General features: G+C 61.3%; 18 protein-coding genes and 1 pseudogene. 8 read left to right on the top strand and 11 right to left on the bottom strand.

Translation table 11 applies throughout. From position 1 onward, the window contains the following. Positions 1–3 precede the first annotated feature (3 nt). The 5 genes from J9893_RS21295 to J9893_RS21275 form a co-directional block, all read right to left on the bottom strand. Complete coding sequence (locus tag J9893_RS21295) at positions 4–333, bottom strand: cytochrome o ubiquinol oxidase subunit IV (RefSeq protein ID WP_010673684.1); 330 nt, start codon at positions 331–333, stop codon at positions 4–6. Further along, positions 334–1,029 (bottom strand): cytochrome o ubiquinol oxidase subunit III, encoded by a 696-nt coding sequence (locus J9893_RS21290; protein ID WP_080560441.1) that lies wholly within the window; start codon positions 1,027–1,029, stop codon positions 334–336. Next, the gene (gene cyoB / locus J9893_RS21285) at positions 950–2,926 is read right to left on the bottom strand and encodes a cytochrome o ubiquinol oxidase subunit I (protein WP_041211612.1); all 1,977 of its coding nucleotides are present in this window, start codon (positions 2,924–2,926) and stop codon (positions 950–952) included. The genes J9893_RS21290 and cyoB overlap by 80 nt, the downstream gene beginning before the upstream one ends. A 3-nt stretch (positions 2,927–2,929) precedes the next feature. Then, entirely contained in the window at positions 2,930–4,018 is a 1,089-nt protein-coding gene (gene cyoA / locus J9893_RS21280) for a cytochrome o ubiquinol oxidase subunit II (RefSeq protein WP_080767819.1), read from the bottom strand. Between the two features lie 512 nt (positions 4,019–4,530). Further along, the gene (locus J9893_RS21275) at positions 4,531–4,974 is read right to left on the bottom strand and encodes a carboxymuconolactone decarboxylase family protein (RefSeq protein WP_041214824.1); all 444 of its coding nucleotides are present in this window, start codon (positions 4,972–4,974) and stop codon (positions 4,531–4,533) included. 119 nt (positions 4,975–5,093) lie between these two features. On the opposite strand from J9893_RS21275, the gene J9893_RS21270 reads away from it, so the two are divergent. Continuing rightward, positions 5,094–6,002 (top strand): LysR family transcriptional regulator, encoded by a 909-nt coding sequence (locus J9893_RS21270; RefSeq protein ID WP_210600780.1) that lies wholly within the window; start codon positions 5,094–5,096, stop codon positions 6,000–6,002. A 90-nt stretch (positions 6,003–6,092) separates the two neighbouring features. Here the strand turns inward: J9893_RS21270 and J9893_RS21265 are convergent, their stop codons facing one another. The 3 genes from J9893_RS21265 to J9893_RS21255 all read right to left on the bottom strand — a co-directional run bounded on the left by J9893_RS21265 (position 6,093) and on the right by J9893_RS21255 (position 7,921). Next, positions 6,093–6,422, bottom strand: a complete 330-nt coding sequence (locus tag J9893_RS21265) for a DUF3634 family protein (protein ID WP_039039207.1) — start codon at positions 6,420–6,422, stop codon at positions 6,093–6,095. A 95-nt stretch (positions 6,423–6,517) separates the two neighbouring features. Then, complete coding sequence (locus J9893_RS21260; protein WP_210600779.1) at positions 6,518–7,489, bottom strand: nucleoside hydrolase; 972 nt, start codon at positions 7,487–7,489, stop codon at positions 6,518–6,520. 132 nt (positions 7,490–7,621) lie between these two features. After that, positions 7,622–7,921 carry a DUF3861 domain-containing protein gene (locus J9893_RS21255; protein WP_042014216.1) on the bottom strand — a complete coding sequence of 100 codons (300 nt, stop codon included), beginning with the start codon at positions 7,919–7,921 and terminating at the stop codon, positions 7,622–7,624. Between the two features lie 81 nt (positions 7,922–8,002). Between J9893_RS21255 and J9893_RS21250 the strand changes: the two genes are divergently transcribed. The 3 genes from J9893_RS21250 to J9893_RS21240 all read left to right on the top strand — a co-directional run bounded on the left by J9893_RS21250 (position 8,003) and on the right by J9893_RS21240 (position 9,675). Beyond that, positions 8,003–8,425, top strand: coding sequence for a MarR family transcriptional regulator (locus tag J9893_RS21250; protein ID WP_210600778.1), 423 nt, complete (start codon positions 8,003–8,005; stop codon positions 8,423–8,425). 129 nt (positions 8,426–8,554) lie between these two features. Then, positions 8,555–9,118, top strand: a complete 564-nt coding sequence (locus J9893_RS21245) for a HutD family protein (protein ID WP_210600777.1) — start codon at positions 8,555–8,557, stop codon at positions 9,116–9,118. Between the two features lie 101 nt (positions 9,119–9,219). After that, a complete protein-coding gene (locus J9893_RS21240; RefSeq protein WP_052130404.1) occupies positions 9,220–9,675 on the top strand; it encodes a PD-(D/E)XK nuclease superfamily protein in 456 nt (151 codons plus the stop codon). Positions 9,676–9,742: 67 nt separating this feature from the next. Here J9893_RS21240 and azu read toward each other — a convergent pair whose 3' ends face one another. Then, positions 9,743–10,183, bottom strand: coding sequence for an azurin (gene azu / locus J9893_RS21235; RefSeq protein WP_210600776.1), 441 nt, complete (start codon positions 10,181–10,183; stop codon positions 9,743–9,745). A gap of 299 nt (positions 10,184–10,482) precedes the next feature. Here azu and J9893_RS21230 point away from each other — a divergent pair, with 299 nt between their 5' ends. Beyond that, a complete protein-coding gene (locus J9893_RS21230; protein ID WP_210600775.1) occupies positions 10,483–11,526 on the top strand; it encodes an FAD:protein FMN transferase in 1,044 nt (347 codons plus the stop codon). 41 nt (positions 11,527–11,567) lie between these two features. Here the strand turns inward: J9893_RS21230 and J9893_RS21225 are convergent, their stop codons facing one another. Beyond that, the gene (locus tag J9893_RS21225; RefSeq protein ID WP_039039212.1) at positions 11,568–11,993 is read right to left on the bottom strand and encodes an Hsp20/alpha crystallin family protein; all 426 of its coding nucleotides are present in this window, start codon (positions 11,991–11,993) and stop codon (positions 11,568–11,570) included. Between the two features lie 270 nt (positions 11,994–12,263). On the opposite strand from J9893_RS21225, the gene J9893_RS21220 reads away from it, so the two are divergent. From J9893_RS21220 to xthA, 3 genes are all read left to right on the top strand, one after another. Beyond that, positions 12,264–13,910: a response regulator gene (locus tag J9893_RS21220; RefSeq protein ID WP_180911109.1), complete on the top strand. Its 1,647-nt coding sequence runs from the start codon at positions 12,264–12,266 to the stop codon at positions 13,908–13,910. Between the two features lie 60 nt (positions 13,911–13,970). Further along, positions 13,971–14,933 (top strand): ion channel, encoded by a 963-nt coding sequence (locus J9893_RS21215; RefSeq protein WP_210600774.1) that lies wholly within the window; start codon positions 13,971–13,973, stop codon positions 14,931–14,933. A gap of 252 nt (positions 14,934–15,185) precedes the next feature. Continuing rightward, a complete protein-coding gene (xthA, locus tag J9893_RS21210; RefSeq protein WP_010673667.1) occupies positions 15,186–15,992 on the top strand; it encodes an exodeoxyribonuclease III in 807 nt (268 codons plus the stop codon). 61 nt (positions 15,993–16,053) lie between these two features. On the opposite strand, the pseudogene J9893_RS21205 reads toward xthA, so the two are convergent. Next, a pseudogene (locus J9893_RS21205) lies at positions 16,054–16,975 on the bottom strand (IS4-like element ISAeme15 family transposase); the annotation flags it as partial.

Genomic DNA, 16,975 nt, shown 5'->3' with positions numbered 1-16,975 from the left:
CGCTCAGTGAACCATCATGTTGATGTTGAGGTTGTACATGATCCACAGGGAACCCACGACCACGATGGCGATGATGAGCACGGTAAAGACCAGTGCCACCAGGTTCCAGCGCTCCTCGGAGGAGGTGTTCATGTGCAGGAAGTAGACCAGGTGTACGAAGATCTGCACCACCGCCATGGCCACCACGGTGCCGAGCACCACGGCGTGGGAGGCGGAGCCGTCCATCACCATCCAGAACGGCACGGCGGTCAGGATGAGTGACAGCACGAAGCCGATCATGTAGGACTTGACGCTGCCGTGGCTGGCGCCGTGATTGTCAACGGAATGACTCATTTACATGACCCCCATCAGATAGACCACGGTGAAGACGCAGATCCATACCACGTCGAGGAAGTGCCAGAACAGGCTCAGGCACATCAGGCGAGTGCGGTTGCGCTCGGTCAGCCCCTTCTTGGTGATCGACACCATCATCACGATGATCCAGACCAGGCCGCTGGTCACGTGGATACCGTGGGTCCCCACCAGGGTGAAGAAGGCAGAGAGGAAGCCGCTGCGATCCGGGCCCGCCTCGTGCACGATCAGGTGATGGAACTCGTAGATTTCCATCGCGATGAAGCCGGCACCCAGCAGGAAGGTGACGAACAGCCAGGTGTTGACTGCCGCGACCTTGTTCTTGTTCATGGCCAGCATGCCGAACCCGAAGGTGATGGAGCTCAGCAGCAGCAGCATGGTTTCGGCGAACACGAACGGCAGTTCGAAGATGTCCTTGCCGGTGGGGCCGCCGGCAGTGCCGTTGACCAGGACCGCATAGGTCGCGAACAGGGTCGCGAACAGGATGCAGTCACTCATCAGGTAGATCCAGAAACCGAATACCTTGGTGGCACCGGCATCGTGGTGCCCATCCTCATGGGCACCGTGAGAGTGATGTAGTACGTCAGTCGCCATGGAATTAAGCCACCTTGTTGATGTTGTCGAAATGCTGACCTTCGATGCGCTCGATCTCGTCAACCTGTACGTAGTAGTCCACATCGTCGTTGAAGCTGTGGATGATCCAAGTGGCGATCATGCCGATGAAGCCGGCGATAGCCATCCACCAGATGTGCCAGATCATGGCAAAGCCGAACACCACGCTGAAGGCGGCGATGATGACACCGGCACCGGAGTTCTTCGGCATGTGGATGGGGGCATACTGGGCAGGCTTCTTGTAAGCGCTGCCGTCAGCCTTGGCTTCCCAGAAGGCGTCCAGACCGGTGACCTTCGGCTCGATGGCGAAGTTGTAGAACGGCGGCGGAGAGGACGTCGCCCACTCCAGGGTACGGCCACCCCAGGGATCGCCGGTCAGGTCGCGGTTCTTCTCGCGGTCGCGGATGCTGACCACGATCTGGATGACCTGGCACAGCACGCCCAGGGCAATCAGACCGGCGCCGCAGGCGGCGACCACCAGCCAGCCGTGGAACTCGGGATCGATGTTCTGGCTGACACGACGGGTCATGCCCATGAAGCCCAGCACGTAGAGCGGCATGAAGGCCACGAAGAAGCCGGTGATCCAGCACCAGAAGGCACGCTTGCCCCAGACGTCATCCAGCTTGAAGCCGAACGCTTTCGGGAACCAGTAGGTGATACCGGCGAAGCAGCCGAACACCACGCCGCCGATGATGACGTTGTGGAAGTGGGCGATGAGGAACAGGCTGTTGTGCAGCACGAAGTTGGCGGCCGGCACGGAGAGCAGTACCCCGGTCATGCCACCCACGGTGAAGGTGATGATGAAACCGACGGTCCACAGCATGGGCGAGGTGAACTCGATGCGACCGCGGTACATGGTGAACAGCCAGTTGAAGATCTTCACCCCGGTCGGGATGGAGATGATCATGGTGGTGATGCCGAAGAAGGCATTCACGTTGGCGCCGGACCCCATGGTGAAGAAGTGGTGCAGCCAGACGATGAACGACAGCACGGTGATCGCCACGGTTGCCCACACCAGGGAGGTGTAACCGAACAGCTTCTTCTTGCAGAAGGTCGCCACCACTTCGGAGAAGATCCCGAACACCGGCAGCACCAGGATGTACACCTCGGGGTGACCCCAGGCCCAGATCAGGTTGATGTACATCATCATGTTGCCACCCATGTCATTGGTAAAGAAATGGGTACCCAGGTAGCGGTCTGCGGTGAGCAGGGCGATGGTGACGGTCAGGATCGGGAAGGAGGCGATGATCAGGATGTTGGCACACAGGGCGGTCCAGGTGAAGACCGGCAGGCGCATCATGGTCATGCCAGGGGCACGCATGCGGATGATGGTGGCGAAGAAGTTCACGCCGGTCAGCAGGGTCCCCAGACCCGAAATCTGCAGACTCCATATCCAGTAATCGACCCCGACCCCGGGACTGAACTCCAGCCCCGACAAGGGCGGATAGGCCAGCCAGCCGGTCTGGGCGAATTCACCGACCCCGAGGGAGACGTTGATCAGCACCACGGCCGCGGCGGTGAACCAGAAGCTCAGGTTGTTCAGGAAGGGGAAGGCCACGTCACGGGCACCGATTTGCAGCGGCACCACGATGTTCATCAGACCGATCACCAGCGGCATGGCCACGAAGAAGATCATGATGACGCCGTGGGCGGTGAAAATCTGGTCGTAGTGATGGGCGTTCAGGTAGCCTTCGCCACCCCCGGAGGCGATGACCTGCTGGCCACGCATCAGCACGGCGTCGGCAAAGCCACGCAGCAGCATGACCATGCCCAGAATGAGATACATGATACCGAGGCGTTTGTGGTCGACCGAGGTCAGCCACTCTTTCCACAGATATTGCCACTTGCCGTAGTAAGTGATGAGACCGGCGATGGCCAGGCCCCCCAGAATGATACCGGCTATCGTGACCATGATGATGGGTTCATGGTACGGAATAGCCTCGAGTGTCAATTTTCCAAACATCGATTATTCCTCGGATCCTGCTTTCACACTCTTGTCGGCCGACATGGCCATGTGTCCGGCATGGGCGTCATGGTTCATGGCCTGGTTCTCCATGGCGTCCTCTTGCGAGGCCTCATGGTTCATCCCTTCGTGGTCCATGGCACCCGCTTTCGGGGCGGCGTCATGGTTCATGGCCTCGTGGTTCATGCCCTCGTGATCCGCGGAGCCCGCAGCCGGGGTGGCGTGACCACCATGGGACATGCCGCCCATGAACTTGTTGATGATGTTGACGAACAGCTTGGGATCGGCGCTGGCGAAGTACTCCACCGGGTGGTTTTCGCTCTTCTTGGCCAGGGCATTGAACTCATCCATGGTGCTCAGGGCCTTGGAAGAGGCCTTCACCTTGGCTACCCAGGCGTCGAAACCGGCTTGGTCCTGGGTCGCGATGGCCTTGAACTTCATGCCGGAGAAACCGGCACCGCTGTAACCGCCGGAGATGCCCTTGTACTCGCCCGCCTCGTTGGCAATCAGGTGCAGCTTGGTCTGCATGCCGGCCATGGCGTAGATCTGGCCGCCCAGTTGCGGGATGAAGAAGGAGTTCATCACGGTGTCGGAGGTCACCCGGAAGTTGACCGGGGTGTTGACCGGGAAGGCCAGCTCGTTGACCGACGCAATGCCCAGCTCCGGATAGACGAACAACCACTTCCAGTCCAGGGAAATGACATCCACCTGAACCGGTTTGACGTCCGATTCCAGCGGCTTGTAGGGGTCGAGGGAGTGGGAAGTTTTCCAGGTGATCACCGCCAGGATGACGATGATGATGACGGGTACAGTCCAGACGACTGCCTCAATCTTGTTGGAGTGGGCCCAGTCCGGCGCATAGGTGGCACTGGTGTTGGACGCCCGGTATTTGTAGGCGAACGCCACCGCCATGACAATCACGGGCACCACCACGATCAGCATCAAGCCGAGTGCGGTGAGTATCAGTGACTTCTGCTCCATACCGACCTGCCCCTTGGGGCTCATCAGTGCCATGTCGCAGCCACTCAGCAAGCTGGCGGTCGCGAGCAGCAGCAAAGCGCCCAAGCCCCTCTTCACATCAAAGAGTCTCATGCAATGTCCTCATCTTTTGAAGGCTTATTGGTATAAAAAAATGCAGTATTTTATTGCATCAGACCGGCATGTGAACAACATGAAAAATTAATCCCAAAAATGTTCAAAAGGTGATGGAAAGCGGTATCAGATGTTAATCCCTTGACAATGACCAATTTATTCAAGTTACACCGCGGCAATTCATCTTCCGTTAATCTCTTGCGCCACCAAAAGTGACCACCAATTAACCAAAAAGATCCATCTGGTCTGTTTTTAACCCGCCATTGCGATCAAAAAAGAGCCATACAGCCCCTTTTCGACTCACAGGTCATTTCTCCACACCTTGATCTGGATGGGTATTTTTCTGGGAAGATTAAAAAAATAATTAATCAAACGAATGTATGATTAACTTCCCGTCCCCCGACAACGGTCGCAACCCCTGGCGCCAGAAGGCACACTTCGTAACAAAACGGGCCCTTGTGCGGGCCCGTTGACAATCGTTTTCTCTCCCTCACTCGGAGTCGGAGTCGGAGTCAGGAGTGATCGTGTTCCATCCGGGTCGCCACGGCGATCCGGTTCCAGGCGTTGATGGTGACCACCTGCATCAGGCACTGGGCCAGCAGGGTTTCCCCCAGTTGGGCCAGCGCCGCCTCATAGGTCTGCGTCGTGAGCCCCTTGTCGGCGATCAGGGTCACCTCGTCGGTCAGGGCCAGCACCGCCCGCTCCCGGGCGTCGAACAGCGGCGACTCCTGCCAGGCGGCCAGCGCCAGCAGACGCTGGGCGCTCTCCCCGTGCTTCATCGCCACGTCGGCGTGCATCTCGATGCAGTAGGCGCAGCCGTTGATCATGGAGGCGCGCAGCTTGATGAGCTCCTTGAGCGACAGGGGAATGTCGGTGCCCCCGAGGTAGGACTCAAGGCCCATCATGGCCGAGACGGCGGCGGGCACCTGGTTGGCGAGCTGGATACGGTGTGACATGGCAAGACTCCGGTGATGGACCCCGGATGGGGCGGTGAGCTGATTGTTCACTTTTTCATTGTTGATTAGAATATCGTCATAACCTGCAACAGTTTTGCGTTTATCGCAAAGGTGAATCCATGCTGGATCGCATCCGCATCCTGGCCCAGGTGGTGGAATCGGGCAGTTTCTCCCGTGCCGCCCGCGCCCTCAAGCAGGCCCCCTCCTCCGTGACCCGTGCCATCGACGCCCTGGAGCAGCAGCTCGGGATCCCGCTCTTCAAGCGCAGCACCCGCCAACTGGTGCTGACCGAGCAGGGCGCCTATTTTCTCGCCCGCTCCCTGCCCCTGCTGGAGGAGGCGGATCAGCTGGTGCAATCCCTGCAACCCCTCTCGGTGGCGCCAGAGGGGCCGCTGCGGGTCTCGGTGTTCGAGAGCTTCGGCGCATCCTGGCTCTCTCCCCGCCTGCCCGACTTCCTCGCCCGCTACCCCGGGGTGCGCCTGGAGGTTGCGCTGGACAACCGCATGGTGGATCTCGATGCCGAGAACGTGGACGTGGCGGTGCGCATCGGCAAGCCCGCCGACAGCAGCCTGCACACTCGCCATCTGCTCACCAACCGCTCGCTGCTGGTCACCTCCCCCGCCTATCTGGCCCGCCATGGCGAACCTGCTCATCCCGCCGAGCTGGCCCACCACAACTGCCTCATTCGCGGCCATGGGCGCCAGCGCCAGCACTGGTACTTCCAGCAGGGCACGGAGCGCGAGAAGGTGGCGGTGCAGGGCAACCTTGCCTCGGTCGGGGGCACGCCCCTGCTCTGCGCCGCCCTCGCGGGATGCGGCGTGCTGCTGCTGTCGAGCTGGATGGTGCAGCAAAGCATCGACGAGGGCACCCTGCTGCCGCTGCTGCCAGAGTGGCTCGCCTCCCCCTACGAGGATCGCCAGGACGAGATCCACGCGGTGTTTCGTGGCGGCCGCTTCCTCAAACCCCAGACCCGTGCCTTCATCGACTTTCTAGTCGAGGCGATCAGGCCCTTGCAAGGGCCGCGCTGACCGCAACAGGGCCTCCTGGCGAAACGCTGAAAACGCAGACGCCGGGCACAGGGCCCGGCGTCTGGAAATGAGGGTCGCCACGGCGACCGCTCAGCGTGATTTTCGCCCGTCAGGGCTCGGGGAGAGCCCCCGATAATCCCCGTAGGGGAAGATGTTGCGCAGGCGCTGGGCCACGGGCTCGGGGATGGAGCGGGAGAAGACCAGCCTCACCCCGTTGCCGTCCCGCAGACCCAGGATGCGCCCGCGCACCGGCTCATGGTGCAGGATCTGGGTCGCCTGGGTCACAAAGCGCGGCGGCACCGAGCCCCGCTTCACCACCACCTTGCCCGGCGCGAGCCGGACCTCGAACAGGGCACCGCGCCCCAGCGTCATCAACCACCCGATCAGGGCTATCGCCACCAACAGAGACAACCAGGCCATTGCGTCTTCCTCCCGTCAACCCGATGTTCGCCAGTATAACCGGGGGCGCCCCACCATGACCCGGCCGCCATCACGCTTTCACTCACTGCCGGGCCTTATCGGCGCCACTTGCCCCAGGCCACCAGGGTATCCCGATAGAGGGCGAGCAGGGCCTGATCCCGCACCGCAACCCCGACCTGCTGGGCCGGGCATTGGGCCCACTCGTCATGGGGATGGCGGGTGTCGTCAAACTTTTGCAGGGTATGGCCGATGGCGGGCCCCTCGGTGATGACCCGCACCGGCCCCTTGCGCAGGGTGAACAGCGCAGGATCGATCACATAGGCGATGGCGGAGGGATCGTGCACATGGCACCCCGCCATGCCGATGCGCTCGGAATAGAAGCGCAGGTAGAAGCGGCTGACATCCCACAGGAAGCGGCCCGGCTCCCCCGCATCATCCCGCAGGGCATCCAGATAGTCGGCGGTGAAGATGCTCTGCTGGGTGACGTCGAGCCCGATGATCACTAGGGGCCAGGGGGCGGTGAAGACCCGGTCCGCCGCATCGGGATCGTCGTGGATATTGGCCTCGGCATAGGGGGTCACGTTGCCGCGATGGCCGTTGACGCCAAAGGCGCCGCCCATCACGACCACTTCTTTCACCAGGGTGGCTACCTCGGGGGCCGCCTCGAGCGCCAGCGCCAGGTTGGTGAGGGGCCCGATGGTCACTAGCGTGATCTCGCCGGGGTGGGCCTTCACCGTCTCGACGATGTATTGCCAGGCCGGGCGGGGATCCGGGATGAGGGTCACCTCCCCCGCCTGGACGTCGCCAAAGCCGCTCGGGCCGTGCACCACTGTCGTCGGCCCCACGGGCTCGCGCAGCAGCGGCGCGGCGGCGCCCCGGGCCACGTCCGCCTTCATGCCATATTTTTGCTTGAGCCAGAGGGCGTTGCGGGTGCCATTTTCGATGGTGGCATTGCCAAACACCGTGGTGATGGCGAGCAATTCGATGGCAGGGTGCGCCTCGGCAAACAGAATGGCCATGGCATCGTCGATGCCGGGATCGGTATCCAGAATGATCTTGTGGGTCATGGGTCCTCCGTGAAACGAGCTGCCAGTGTAGCGGGCCGCCGCCGCTTTGACAGCACCGGGATCACAACCTCGGGGCTTCCTTTGCATCAGGCATACTGGCGGGAGCACTCACCCCTGGGGTCAGGGCAGGAGTCACTCGGAAGGGGCGACCACGGCCTCCTCTCCCCTGGCGGTGCGTTTCAGTTGCCCCATGAATTGCTTGAAATGGGGGAGAAACCCCTTGAACAGCTCCTCTTTGCGATGCTGCATCATGACTTCGCCAAACAGCTTCAACCCGACGATAAACGCCTGATGTTCCTGCTCCGACATGGCCAGCTTCCCCTTGCTGAGCGCCAGGATGGCAAAGATGTCGTCGTGATTCTGGCAGTCGAACTGCAACGGGGGCACCTCGCGGTCCAGCGCCTGGACCTGTACACGATAGGTGTGTGGCATCTTTCATCTCCTCTCGGGCTGGGCTTTTGCCCATATGGTTGATAAAATCAATTAAACCCTTTCAAGTTGACTTTATCAACCATGAAGTTATCAAACCGCCTCTTCCGGATCCTCGATCAGTACAAAATCGCCATGACGCAGCATTTTCGGGCACAACAGATCGCCCTTAGCCCCCTCCATTACAAGGTGCTGCAACTGATCAATGCGCTGGATCCCGCCACGCCGCAGCTCATCGCACAGCGGTCGGGCCGCGACAAGGCGCAGGTGACGCGCCTGCTGCAGGAGATGGAGAAACAGGGGCTCATCGAGAAGCGGCCCCATCCCACTGACAGACGCAGCATCTGTCTGGCCTTGACCCCGCTGGCCTGCGAGCGGGTCAGCCAGGGGGAGCAGCAGGCCGCACGGCTCGACGAACGGCTGTGTTCCCTGCTGGCGCCGGCGGAGATAGCGCAGTTGCAGCAACTGCTGGACAAGATAGAAAAAGGGCTTGAGTCAACCGATTAGGGTCAGCGTCAGGGGGGCCGCTGCCTGATTTGTGGCCAACCAGCGCGGCCTGCGCTGGCGGCGCCTTGTGAGCCACTCCCGGAGATGGTATCACTGGCCCCACTCTCCCCTTCCCGCCGAGGCGCCATCGTGATCACCCTGATTAAAGAGTCCGACCAGTTGAAAATGCCCTGGAAGAACAGGCAGGGCACCACGGCCCAGATCCTGATCTCTCCCCCTGGTTCGACCCTGGACAAGCTCGACTTTGACTACCGGCTGAGCTCGGCCCCCATCAAGGAAGCGGGGAGCTTCTCCCACTTTCCCGGCTACCAGCGCATCCTGCTGCCCGTCAGCGGTGCCGGTTTCGTGCTCAACGGCCACCCCTACGCCACCTTCGAGGCGGCCCACTTCAGCGGGGATGACGAGACCCGCTGCGAGCTGCTGAAAAAAGAGGTGACGGATCTCGGGCTCATCTACCACCCGGCGCGCATCAGCGCCAACGTGCGGGTGCTGAACCTGCCCTTCCCCCTCAGCCTTACCCTGGAGGCGGACAAGTGCTACCTCTGCCACCTGCTGGAGGGCCAGCTCACCGTGCAGGGGCAACAGGTCGCACCGGGCGAGACCCTGGTGGTGCAGGGGGAGGAGAGCATCCGCTTCGAGTGCGGCAAGAAGACCACCCTCGCCTTCTTTACCCTGCAAGCAAACGTACAATAACCGCAGCCCATTTATGACTAGGCCAAAAAATCATCTGAAGATTGATATTTGGCCTCATGGGAGTAGTATGGGTCTCTCTGGTTTATGTGATGAGAGATCCTATGCAATACACATTGGACGGATTTGAAGCACCACCTGAGCTCAGTACTGAAGAAGAAAAAAGTAATCAACAGTTGCAGACAAAAATAAGGGGCATCTTAGAGGAATTTAAATATGCAGAAGGAAATAACCTTGCTATTCCCAAGACGTTCAAGACTAGAGTCCCCTACGAAGATCTGTATGGATTGAAAGCCTTTAGTGCTTTTGTCATTAACCATCCACTCGATGGCTTGACTAGAGTGGAACCTCACCAACAACAGGTTTCAGGCTCAGTTGACCGTAAGTTTCCTTTCTTTTTACAAAGTGCCCATAAAGCACCAGAACCTAATGTCATTATCTTGATTGAAGGCCAAGGGCACAAAAAAGCAGCATTCGAATGGTTGAAGTCTGAAGCAACGAAGTGCGCAGAAAAGAATATCAAATGCTATGACCTGGCGGAGTTTACCCTCTGGCTATAAGGGTCAAAACAAAAAGCCGGGACCCTCCCGGCTTTTGTTTGTGCTGGCGGCGACACGCCCCTTGGCACTACCCCACCTTGAAACTGCCCTTCATCAGGGCGAAGTGGCCCGGGAAGGAGCAGAAGAAGGTGAGATCCTTGCCCGCCAGGCCGTCGGTCTTGAAGGTGACGCTGGTGCTCTCGCCGCCCCCCACCAGCTTGGTGTGGGCCAGGATCCTGGGGTCATCCTTGGGCAGGTAGTCGTGATCGACCCCGGCGCTCATGCCGGCGGTGGCGATGGCCTGATAGTCGGCGGTGTTGGCCAGCACCCAGTTGTGGCCCATGTTGGCCACCGGCAGCTTGCCCGTGTGATTGAGGGTCACCGTCACCTCCTTGCAGGTGGCCGGCACGCTCATCGCCGTCTGGTTGTACTGCATGGCGTCATTGCCTTCGATCACCAGTGCGCACTCGTCGGCCAGGACCGGGGTGGCGAGGGAGCCAAGAAGCAGCAGGGTTAACATCTTTTTCATCATTTTCTCCTTTGATTGACGAAGGATGACAGCACAGGCATCTCGCCCCCGTGGGTGCGACCCGCAAAGATGCTGTCAGGATCGATCTTCATTGTATTCAAATGTCGCCGAAGGACGACCGCTTTTGGGCCAGCCTGCGGGCCCGGTCACTTCTTTTCTCCCGACCCCGGGCCCAAAGCGGGTTGATCACATCCCCGTCTGGCTTAATTATTTGCGGCCTTCCCGCCCACGGCCACTCGCCAACACCGCAGCCGTTGGCTAAGCTGCCCCCCCGTCGATGACTCCCGCGAGAATGAGAGATGAAGTTCCCCTTTGCGCCTGCGCTGACGCGCACCCTGCTGCTCTCCCTGATCCTGCTGCTTGGCGCCTGCCAGCCGGCCCCGACCCAGACCCGCATCCAGGGCAATACCATGGGCACCTATTATGCGGTGACCCTGAGCGATCCCTTCCCCGGCGGACAGGGGGCACTGCATCAGGAGGTGGAGGCACTGCTGGCACGCCTGAACAAGGAGATCTCCACCTATGATCCGGGCTCCCTCATCTCCCGCTTCAATCAGGGAACGGGGCAGCCCCCCCAGGTCATCCCGGCCACCATGGCGAAGATTGTGCAACAGGGCATTGACGCCGGGCACCTCACCCGGGGGGGTCTCGATGTCACCGTGGGACCCCTGGTCAATCTGTGGGGGTTCGGGCCGGACAAGCGCCCGGTCAGGCGGCCCAGCGCAGAGCAGATCGCCAAGGCGCGGGAGCGGGTCGGCATCGACAAACTCACCCTGACCCCCGAGGGGGATCACTTCCTGCTCGGCAAGGCCATCCCAGATCTCTATCTGGATCTCTCCACCCTGGGCGAGGGGGCGGCCTCCGACGAGATAGCCGGGCTGCTGGAGCAAAAAGGGGTCCACAACTACCTCATCGAAGTGGCGGGGGCGGTGCGCAGCAAGGGGCACAACGACAAGGGCAATCCCTGGCAGGTGGCCATCGTCGAGCCCTCGGACAGACCGGGCGCCATCGAGGATGTGGTGACCCCGAACGGCATGGCGGTGAGCACCGCCGGCAGCTATCGCAACTATTACGAGCTCGACGGCAAGCGCTACTCCCACATCATCGATCCTGCCACCGGCGAGCCCGTGACCCACAAGCTGGTCTCCGCCACCGTCATCACCCCCACGGCCCTGGAGGCCGATGCCCTCGACACCGCCCTCATGGTGATGGGTCCCGAGCGGGCGATGGCCTTTGCCAGGGAGCACAAGCTGGCGGTCTATCTCATCGAGAAGACCGCCACGGGCTTTGCCGCCAGCCACACCCCCGAGTTTGCCCCCTATCTGGTGCGCAAGCAGCCCTGAATGACGAGGCCCCGCAGTGCGGGGCCTCGTTCACTGACCGCCTATTCGATGGGGATGCGGTGGGGCGCGGGGCTGGCCGCCTGCTTGGGCAGGCGCAGGGTGAGGATGCCGTTGTCAAAGCGGGCGCTCACCTGCTCTGGCGACACCTCCACCGGCAGCTCGACGCTGCGCGACACGCTGCCATAATAGCGCTCGCTGCGCAGGGCCCGTTCATCCTTGTTCTGGCTGTCAAACTGGCGGATCTCCGCCTTCAGGGTCACCAGCTTGCCGTGCACGTCCACGTGGATGTCCTCCTTCGCCACCCCGGGCAATTCCGCCTGCAGCAGGTAGTCATCCCCGCTCTCCCGCAGATCCAGCTTGATCTGGCTGGGCAACGGGTCCCCGTGCAGGGGGCGGATGTAGAAGCCGGAGGCCATGTCGTGGAACAGGTCATCAAACAGGCTGGTGCGACTCGGTAGCAAACTCATCTGATCCCTCCTTGTGAGCGGGCAAGGGAGCAGACGGGCACCCTGCCCTCTGTTGCCTCCCGCATGCTGACGCTCTTCAAGTCTAAAAACCGGGACAGCGCCTGCCAGTGCCAACTCGCCTTCCCTTGACCGGGATCAAAGGCAAGACACCCTTTTTTTCACCCAAGGTCTGCGGGAAAAACCGGGAGGCCTCCCCATGTGCAATTGCCTGCCTGCGGACTTTGGTGGCACACTTCTCCCACCAGCCCGTAGCGCCTTGATGCCAGACAGATGCAGACACCGGACTCCGTACCCGAGAAAAAACCCCAGCCCAAGCCCAAGCGCATCCTGCTGGTCAACGAACAGCGTTCCTTCCAGATGATGATGAAGGCGATGCTGATCAACATCGGCATCAACCGCATCACCTACACCAACTCCGCCGACGAGGCGCGCCGCCGCTGCCAGAAAGAGAGCTTCGACATCTATCTGCTCGACTATGAGCTGGGGGCGGGCGAGAACGGCCGCCAGTTGCTGGAAAGCCTGCGGGATCAGCAACTCATTCCGCCCCAAAGCGTGGTGATCATGGTCAGCAGCGACGGCTCCCGCGCCATGGTGCTGAGCGCGCTGGAAGCCGAGCCCGACGAATACCTGATGAAGCCCTTCTCCCAGGAGCAGTTCTCGTTTCGCCTCAAACGCGCCCTCGCCCGTCGCCAGGCACTGGAGAGCGTCTTCAGCGCCCTCACCCGGGACGATCTGCCCGCCCTGGTGGAGGCCTGTGCCAAACAGGCGGACGCGGTGCCACGCTTTGCCAACTTCTGCCGCTGCCTGCAGGCCGACACCCAGCTCAAGCTGGGCCAGGCCAAGGAGGCCCGCAGCCTGATGCGCCAGCTGCTGGCGGGGCAGGAGAACAGCTGGGCTCGCCTCACCCTGGGCAAGGCGTGCCATACCCTGGGTCTGCACGAGGAGGCGGTAAGCCACCTGCAAGCCACCCTGAAACACACCCCCCTGATGGTGGAGGCTTACCTCTGGCTCGCGGAGTCCCTGCTGGCGCTGGGCAATGACGAGCAGGCCCAGCAGGAGCTGCGCCGGGCGGTGGACATCTCTCCCCAATCGGTGCAGCTCTCCCGCCGTCTGGCGGAAGTGTGCCTGCAACGGCACGACTACGCCCAGGCCAAGGACGTGCTGCTCGCCCTCATCGATTTGTCGCGCAACTCGATCCACCGCACGCCGCATTATCTCGGGGCCTATATCCAGACCCTTACCCTCTATGCCCTCAACAGCAACGACGGCTACCACATCGCCAACCTGCAAAAGCAGGTGAACTCCGCCCTGTCGCGCATCCGCGACTCCCTGATGATGTCGGAGTTCAACTACCCGGTGTTCGAGCAGATCTGCCAGGCCCGGGTGCGCATCGCCCTGGGGGAGCTGCTAAAGGGCAAGAAGATGCTCTATCGCGCCAACCAGAACTGGCTGGACGAGCCCGCCACCATGCCTCCGGCCCTCCTTGGCGAGACCATACTCGCCCTCTATCAGCTCGGGGAGTTCGAGTACGCCGAGAGCCTGCAATCCCTGCTGGCGGAGGATGAGGATCGGCTGCTCACCACCTGCATCCAGGTGACCCGGGATGACAAGACGGTGCAGGAGCGGCGCCAGCGCTATCAGCAGCTCAACGATCTGGGCATCAAGGCCTATCAGGCCGGGGAGCTGGAGCAGGCCCTCGGCCACTTTCGCGAGGCCCTGCGCCGGGCGCCCGCCAATACCGGCGCCGCCCTCAACAAGATCCAGGTGCTGCTGCAACTCATGCAGAAGAACCGCAAGAGCCCGGAGTTTGGCACCGAGTGCAAGGAGACCCTGGAGGTGCTGGAGGGCATCCCCCTCAACCCCGCCCAGCAGGAACGTTTTCGCAAGCTGCGCCAGGAATATCATCAGCACAGCTGATATCCCCCCTCCTCCCCTCACCTATGCTGATACTGACTCAGGGAAGGGAGGGGCAACACCATGGCAATGTGCCGATACCTGGTGGCCGATGGCCGCCACTGCACCGAAGAGGCAGGGGATCATGATCTCTGCCGCTGGCACGACCCCGCTGCGGCCCACAACACCCCTGATACCGCCCAGGCGCTGGAGCGCTATGTGCGCCAGGGGGGCCTGTGCCACGGCCTGCAACTGGCCCGCGCCGAGCTGGCGGATCTCAACCTGGTGAACAGGCAGGGTCCGGAGGGATTCTTGCTGGAGCAGTGCAACCTCTATCGCGCCAACCTGCGGGGGGCCCATCTCTACGGCATTCGCATCAAGGGCGGCAGCCTGATGAAGGCCGATCTGAGCGAAGCGAACCTCCACTGCGCTACCCTCGACGACGTCAACCTGCTCGGCATCCGCTGGAAGAACACCCGCCTCGACAACCTGGAGACGGGCAAGCGGCTGATGCAGGACAGAAAGGGGCGCCGCGAGCGGGACCCGGCGCAGGCCCGCGTCTGGTTCAAGGAGGCGGAGGAAACCTACCGGGATCTGCGCAAGGCCTCGGAGGCCCAGGGCTTCTTCACCATGTCCGGTCGCTACATCCAGCAGGAGCTCACCATGCGCCGCCTGCAGATGCCGTTCTGGTCCTACCGCCGCTTCGCCTCCTGGATAGTGGATCTCTTCTGCGGTTACGGCGAGGCCCCCATGCGGGTGGTGCTCTTCTCCCTGCTGCTCATCGTCATCTGCAGCATTTTTTACTTCTTCTGCGGCCTCAACTTCGCGGGCACCCACCTCATCTATCGCCCGGACGCTCCTCTGGAGCAGAACGCCATCTTCCTGATGGAGTGCCTCTACTACAGCGTGGTGACCTTCACCACGCTGGGGTATGGGGACTTCACCCCGGTGGGGTTGTCGCGGATCTTCGCCGCCTTCGAAGCCTTTACCGGCAGCTTCACGCTGGCACTGTTCGTGGTGGTGTTTGTCAAGAAGATGACCCGCTAGAAACCTGTCCACGATCTTGCTGGGAAGCCGCTTCCAAGGCTCATGTGCTGCTCGCTTATGTGTCGCCAGGCGCTTCCATGTATACATATGCACTCAGGCTCCTCTGCTGCGCGTCACCTTGCTGACAGACTCTCGCGACAGATCGTGAACAGATTACCGAGCCGCTGCGCCAGTCACAGCCCCCGAACTTGCATCCATCGCGGATTCCTAGTCCAATAAGCGACGAACAAAAACGACATGAGCACCCCGAACATGAAGATCATCTCTTTCAATATCAATGGCCTGCGCGCCCGTCTTCATCAGTTGCAAGCCCTTATCGACAAGCACCAGCCGGACGTGATCGGCCTGCAGGAGATCAAGGTGCACGACGAAGCCTTCCCGGTCGCGGATGTGGAGGCCATGGGCTACCACGTGGTCTTCCACGGCCAGAAGGGGCATTACGGGGTCGCCATCATGAGCAAGCAGGCTCCCATCGAGGTGCAAAAGGGTTTCCCCACCGATCCGGAAGATGCCCAGCGCCGCATGATCATGGCCAGCTTCAAGCGGGAAGACGGCTCCGTCATCAAGGTGATGAACGGCTACTTCCCCCAGGGGGAGAGCCAGGATCACGAGACCAAGTTCCCGGCCAAGCAGAAGTTCTATGAAGACCTGCAGCACTACCTCGAGACCCACCACACCCCGGACGACCAGATAGCGCTGATCGGGGATATGAACATCTCCCCCACGGATCTCGACATCGGCATCGGCGAGGCGAACCGCAAGCGCTGGCTGCGGGATGGCAAGTGCTCCTTCCTGCCCATCGAGCGTGAATGGATGGAGCGCCTGAAAGGCTTCGGGTTGACCGACACCTTCCGCGCCGCCAACCCCACCGAGTGCGAGCGCTTCTCCTGGTTCGACTACCGCTCCAGGGGCTTTGACGAGAACCGGGGCCTGCGCATCGACCTCATCATGGCCTCCGACGCCCTCAAGGACAAAGTGACCGAGACCGGCATCGACTACGAGCTGCGCGGCATCGACAAGCCCTCGGATCACGCCCCCATCTGGACCTGCTTCGCCTGATCCCCACGCTAGGCTAGCCCTCGCCAAAAGACCCTGCCCCCGCCCATGCGGGCAATGCTGTTCACTTAAGCGGAGCCGCATTGCGATTTACCGGAAAACGGGTCTTTGATATCTTCACCGCCCTGGGTCTCGATGGCCTGGGGCGTTTTTCTATGAACATGACGCCTATGCAGCCCCGCAACTCCGCCAACCTCCGTGGCGTATGGGCTGGCGATAACGCGCCCGCCATCACTGCCATCTGGTTCGCGATGAAATGACAGGCAAACTTAAAGCTCACCTCATTGGGCGCTCGCTGATGGGCTACGGCGGCCTGGCTGGCCTCCCGCCTGACCAGATTGTATCCAAGCAGCAATCCCCACAGCTCCTGATAGACCAAGTCCACTTTCTTGCTTCTCAGCGTGATGGCGTTGTGCTGCATCGCGCTTTTGATATCCCGGTATCCCAGCTCGATTTCCCAGCGCTCGTGGTACAGGGTCGCCACCTGAGCTGCGCTGAATCGCGCCACGGGCAGGGAGGTAAAGACCGTTTTCTCCTTGCCTGCCACCTCATAGGTCACTGCGCGAACTTGCCAGTGTGTCGGCAACGCCGGGTTTTTCTTGCTAGCCTGAGGCGAGACCGTCATTTGCAACAGACGGTCACCGTCGCCATAGCGCTCAAGTTCCGTGTATACCAGCCCCTTGCGTTCCGGGATGAGCCAGTGACGGTCGGTGTCTTCGGCCTGAATACGCAGCAACAGGTCGGCACCGAAGAAGCCTTTATCCAGCAGGGTCACTGATTTGTCCGGCAATGAGTGAATGAACTCGCTGGCCAGGGGATTTCCCCTTTGCGGTACGGGCTGATGGCCGCGTTGGCAATGACATGCGAGCGGACATTCATGAGCGTGACCAACCGCAGCATCGGGTAGGGTGTCTGCCGGTTGGTTGAGGTGTTACCCGAGCCGAAATGTGCTCTGAGTTCAGGCATATCCTGGGTTCGGAACAGGG

The organism is Aeromonas sp. MaB10011B, assembly GCF_017939325.1.
Taxonomy (GTDB): Bacteria; Pseudomonadota; Gammaproteobacteria; order Enterobacterales; family Aeromonadaceae; genus Aeromonas; species Aeromonas caviae.
This window is presented reverse-complemented; position numbering and strand designations above follow the sequence as displayed.

What these genes read in the sequence shown, in the direction of transcription:
- J9893_RS21295 (WP_010673684.1), bottom strand. Translation starts at nt 333, where the DNA reads ATGAGTCATTCCGTTGACAATCACGGCGCCAGCCACGGCAGCGTCAAG.
- J9893_RS21290 (WP_080560441.1), bottom strand. Translation starts at nt 1,029, where the DNA reads ATGTGGACTACTACGTACAGGTTGACGAGATCGAGCGCATCGAAGGTC.
- cyoB (WP_041211612.1), bottom strand. Translation starts at nt 2,926, where the DNA reads ATGTTTGGAAAATTGACACTCGAGGCTATTCCGTACCATGAACCCATC.
- cyoA (WP_080767819.1), bottom strand. Translation starts at nt 4,018, where the DNA reads ATGAGACTCTTTGATGTGAAGAGGGGCTTGGGCGCTTTGCTGCTGCTC.
- J9893_RS21275 (WP_041214824.1), bottom strand. Translation starts at nt 4,974, where the DNA reads ATGTCACACCGTATCCAGCTCGCCAACCAGGTGCCCGCCGCCGTCTCG.
- J9893_RS21270 (WP_210600780.1), top strand. Translation starts at nt 5,094, where the DNA reads ATGCTGGATCGCATCCGCATCCTGGCCCAGGTGGTGGAATCGGGCAGT.
- J9893_RS21265 (WP_039039207.1), bottom strand. Translation starts at nt 6,422, where the DNA reads ATGGCCTGGTTGTCTCTGTTGGTGGCGATAGCCCTGATCGGGTGGTTG.
- J9893_RS21260 (WP_210600779.1), bottom strand. Translation starts at nt 7,489, where the DNA reads ATGACCCACAAGATCATTCTGGATACCGATCCCGGCATCGACGATGCC.
- J9893_RS21255 (WP_042014216.1), bottom strand. Translation starts at nt 7,921, where the DNA reads ATGCCACACACCTATCGTGTACAGGTCCAGGCGCTGGACCGCGAGGTG.
- J9893_RS21250 (WP_210600778.1), top strand. Translation starts at nt 8,003, where the DNA reads ATGAAGTTATCAAACCGCCTCTTCCGGATCCTCGATCAGTACAAAATC.
- J9893_RS21240 (WP_052130404.1), top strand. Translation starts at nt 9,220, where the DNA reads ATGCAATACACATTGGACGGATTTGAAGCACCACCTGAGCTCAGTACT.
- azu (WP_210600776.1), bottom strand. Translation starts at nt 10,183, where the DNA reads ATGAAAAAGATGTTAACCCTGCTGCTTCTTGGCTCCCTCGCCACCCCG.
- J9893_RS21230 (WP_210600775.1), top strand. Translation starts at nt 10,483, where the DNA reads ATGAAGTTCCCCTTTGCGCCTGCGCTGACGCGCACCCTGCTGCTCTCC.
- J9893_RS21225 (WP_039039212.1), bottom strand. Translation starts at nt 11,993, where the DNA reads ATGAGTTTGCTACCGAGTCGCACCAGCCTGTTTGATGACCTGTTCCAC.
- J9893_RS21220 (WP_180911109.1), top strand. Translation starts at nt 12,264, where the DNA reads ATGCAGACACCGGACTCCGTACCCGAGAAAAAACCCCAGCCCAAGCCC.
- J9893_RS21215 (WP_210600774.1), top strand. Translation starts at nt 13,971, where the DNA reads ATGGCAATGTGCCGATACCTGGTGGCCGATGGCCGCCACTGCACCGAA.
- xthA (WP_010673667.1), top strand. Translation starts at nt 15,186, where the DNA reads ATGAAGATCATCTCTTTCAATATCAATGGCCTGCGCGCCCGTCTTCAT.